At 51.0% G+C, this 3,629-nt stretch carries 4 protein-coding genes; 1 reads left to right on the top strand and 3 read right to left on the bottom strand.

Annotated features, from left to right (window positions below; genetic code table 11):
- On the bottom strand, positions 1-760 hold a 760-nt coding region (gene guaA, locus Q0X25_RS07825; protein ID WP_298580904.1), incomplete at its 3' end, for a glutamine-hydrolyzing GMP synthase.
- 222 nt (positions 761-982) lie between these two features.
- Here guaA and Q0X25_RS07820 point away from each other — a divergent pair.
- Positions 983-2,080, top strand: coding sequence for an LCP family protein (locus Q0X25_RS07820; protein ID WP_298580901.1), 1,098 nt, complete (start codon positions 983-985; stop codon positions 2,078-2,080).
- Positions 2,081-2,186: 106 nt separating this feature from the next.
- Here Q0X25_RS07820 and ychF read toward each other — a convergent pair whose 3' ends face one another.
- Positions 2,187-3,251, bottom strand: coding sequence for a redox-regulated ATPase YchF (gene ychF / locus Q0X25_RS07815; RefSeq protein ID WP_298580898.1), 1,065 nt, complete (start codon positions 3,249-3,251; stop codon positions 2,187-2,189).
- Between the two features lie 81 nt (positions 3,252-3,332).
- Positions 3,333-3,629 (bottom strand): ATP-binding protein (locus Q0X25_RS07810; protein WP_298580895.1); only part of this gene is annotated, 297 nt, incomplete at its 5' end.

The following is a 3,629-nucleotide window of genomic DNA, read 5'->3' as shown; positions in this document are numbered from 1 at the left end:
TTACAAAAACGCAGGTCAGCTGATCTCCAATAGCACGATGCACCAGCGCTGCTACTACCGAGGAGTCTACCCCACCGGAAAGCGCCAAGATAACCTTTCGCTTGCCCACCTCGGCACGAATCTGAGCAATTTTTTGCTCGACAATATTATTCATCGTCCAATCGGCGGCTAAACCACACACGCTAAAGAGAAAATTCTCAAGCATCTGGCGTCCATACTCGGTGTGTCGCACCTCGGGATGAAACTGCATGGCATAAAGCTTACGCTCAGGACATTCCATCATCGCCACGGGACAGACATCTGTGTGGGCCGTCACCTCAAAGCCCTCTGGCGCACGAACCACGCGATCACGGTGACTCATCCACACGGTCTGACCATCAACCGGCGTATCTGCAAGAATTGCCGAGCGACCATCTCGCAACAACAGCGCTGGGCCGTACTCACCTGTAGCCGCATGTCCAACTTCACCGCCCAGCTTGACTGCCATGATCTGCTCACCATAACAAAAGCCCAGTACAGGAACCCCAAGCTCAAAAATTGCTTTGTCCATATCTGGTGCGTCCTCAGCATAAACAGAAGCAGGACCACCAGACAAAATAATTGCCGAAGGCTTCATATCGGCAAGCTCAGCAGCGGGAATATCGCAGGGAACAATTTCCGAATACACCTGCAAATCACGCACGCGACGTGCAATGAGCTGACCATACTGAGCGCCAAAGTCCAGCACCGCAACCCACTGCTGGGGCTTGTTGTTTGCCATACTTCCTCCATTTCAACACGTCATCCACGGACGCAATTATTTCCATCTGCACATAATAGGGCTATTGAGACTGTTTGCCATGGAGCAAGAACGTAATATATATGTTCATCGTGAGGGGATATGCGTCTGCTGATACCATTACGTGGTTAGGCTTTGCGCGGTTTATCTGCATCAACGGCTTTTTACGCGCAGACGCTCGGACCAGCGACATGGGAGGCTGTTTTGTCTCGCAAACACAAGCAGCTTGATGCCTCAGACACGGGGCAGGAGTATTCACGATCTGATGCCACCGCCAAGTATATGAAAAAGCGGCACAAGAGGACCCGTCACCACGTTTTTGCAGTCCTTGCAGTAACGCTTGTCGTTTCGCTTTTTGCCTTTGTTGGCGTTGCCTGGGCTTATATCAATGGTATTAACGCCCGCCTTGCTCGCGGCGTGAGCCAGGATACCTTACGGGCTCTTACCGAGGTACAAGATGGTGAGCCTTTCTATATCCTTCTTTTGGGTATCGACAAAGACCAGGACCGCGCAAATGGTACTGAATACGGCCCCTCTGATAGTAGCTATCGCTCTGACTCCATCATGCTCGCGCGCGTTGACCCCAAAGAAATTAAAGTGACCTTGGTGTCGATTCACCGCGATATTCTTGTTGATTTGGATGAATATGGTCAGCAAAAGATTAATGCTGCCTTTACCTTTGGTGGTGCTCCCTACTCCATCAAGACTATAGAGAAGCTTGCGGGCGTCAAGATTTCTCACTATGCCGAAGTTGACATGGATGGCCTGGCAAAGGTTGTAGACACTGTTGGGGGCATCGACGTTGACTTGCCTGTCGATGTCAAAGATTCCGAGTACACCGGCATTGACCTTAAAAAAGGGCATCAGCACATCAACGGCAAGGAAGCAACGCTTTTGTGTCGCGCGCGTCATGCCTATGACGAATATGGCGACGGTGACCGTTATCGTGCTGCCAACCAGCGCATGGTCATTGGAGCTGTAATTAAAAAAGTCTTGCGTAGCGACCCAGGCACAATGACTGCTGCGATTTCAAGCATGGCCGATATGGTTACTACCGATATGAATGTCAACTCTATCCTGGGCCTAGCTACCTCAATGTCCAGTCTTGATGTAGACAAAAATGTGATGGGTGGTATGACCCCCACCACCTCTGATGATTCAACGGGCATCTGGTATGAGATTTTGGATGTTGAAGCATGGAAACACATGATGGAACGTGTTGACCAGGGACTGAGCCCCTACGACGGCAATAGCTACGACGATACCGCAGGTATTGCCGCAAAGATGGACAAAGACGACTAGCCTCCAGACACAAGCAAGACACCATCAAGAAAAGTGCGGTACCGCAAGGTGCCGCACTTTTTGTATACATACAAGCCAGATAAAATCTGCGTTGAGAGCCAAGCACTTAGACGTTAAACATGAATTCCATTACGTCACCATCTTGGACGACATAATCTTTGCCTTCCATGCGCATGCGGCCTGCCTCGCGAGCACCGGCCTCACCGCCCAAGGCAACATAATCGTCAAAGCTAATCGTGCGCGCTTTGATAAAGCCACGCTCAAAGTCAGAGTGGATGACGCCAGCAGCCTCGGGAGCCGTAGCACCGATGCGTACGGTCCACGCTTTCACTTCCTTCTCACCAGCAGTGAAATAGCTCTGCAATCCCAACAGACGATAGGCTGCCTGAGCCAACGTCTCCAGTCCGCTGTGCTCCAAGCCCAATGACTCCAGGTATTCAGCAGCTTCTGCCTCATCAAGCTCGGCAAGCTCTGCTTCTACCTCAGCACAGATGGGAATGGGCGTCTGTCCATTGATGGGGGCAGGCGTCTCAGCAACCTTGTTCTCATCGACGTTTGCCACATAAAGCATGGGCTTCATTGAAAGCAAAAATAGGTCGTGCGCTGCAGCACGCTCCTCATCGCTCATATCAAGGTCGGCCGCACGTTTGCCCTCGCCAAGCCACTCTTGCAGACGCTTTGCAATAGCAAGGTTGCAAGCCTTATCTTTATCGCGCTTTGCTTCTTTCTCAAGCTTGGGAATAGCGCGCTCAAGAGTCCCCAGGTCGGCCAAGATAAGCTCTGTCTGAATAGTTTCTGCATCAGAGGCAGGGTCAACACGGCCGTCTACATGTACGACATCAGGATCAGAGAAATACCGTACGACCTCACAAATAGCATCGGTATTGCGGATGTTGGAAAGAAACTGGTTGCCCAGTCCCTCACCTGCATTTGCGCCTTTGACCAATCCTGCAATATCAACAAACTCAACGGTTGCGGGCACAATGCGTGCTGGATGCACGATATCTGCTAGTTTTTGTAAACGCTCATCGGGCACATCGACAACACCGACATTCGGGTCGATGGTTGCAAAGGGATAATTTGCTGCAAGGCCGCCCTTCTTGGTCAAAGCAGTAAAAAGAGTTGACTTACCGACGTTGGGCAATCCCACGATGCCGATAGATAGGGCCATGCTCGTACTCCTTGTCTGTTTGCCCGCCTGTGCGGACACGCTCCTTGTATGTCTTTACCAGACCCATGCGATTAATCTAAGCTATTCTGGCTTGCTCAACTCATCCGCAAACGTCTCAAGCGCAGAAAGTCCTGTCTTTAACATCTTTTTACTCTTCTTTTTGACAGCTTGAATCTGTGCTCGCTGTTTTGCCACTTGTTCGGCAGCAGGATCTGGCACAATCATCTCACGTGAGTTAATGCGTTTCATCTCTAGGGCATGCTCAGGACACACCTGCACGCATGCACCACAGTTAACACAATAGGTAGGTTCTACCGAGAAATGCCCCGTTGCATCCAAACTGCACGCACGAACAGGGCAAAGCTTGACGCAGTCACC

The sequence above is a fragment of the uncultured Olegusella sp. genome (assembly GCF_947253395.1).
In the GTDB taxonomy this organism is placed as follows: Bacteria; Actinomycetota; Coriobacteriia; order Coriobacteriales; family Atopobiaceae; genus Olegusella.
The sequence above is the reverse complement of the archived record's forward strand: the minus strand, read 5'-3'. Positions and strand labels throughout refer to the sequence as shown.

Bases quoted from the DNA above. Each gene is read 5' to 3' on its own strand.
- ychF (WP_298580898.1), bottom strand. From the start codon at position 3,251: ATGGCCCTATCTATCGGCATCGTGGGATTGCCCAACGTCGGTAAGTCA.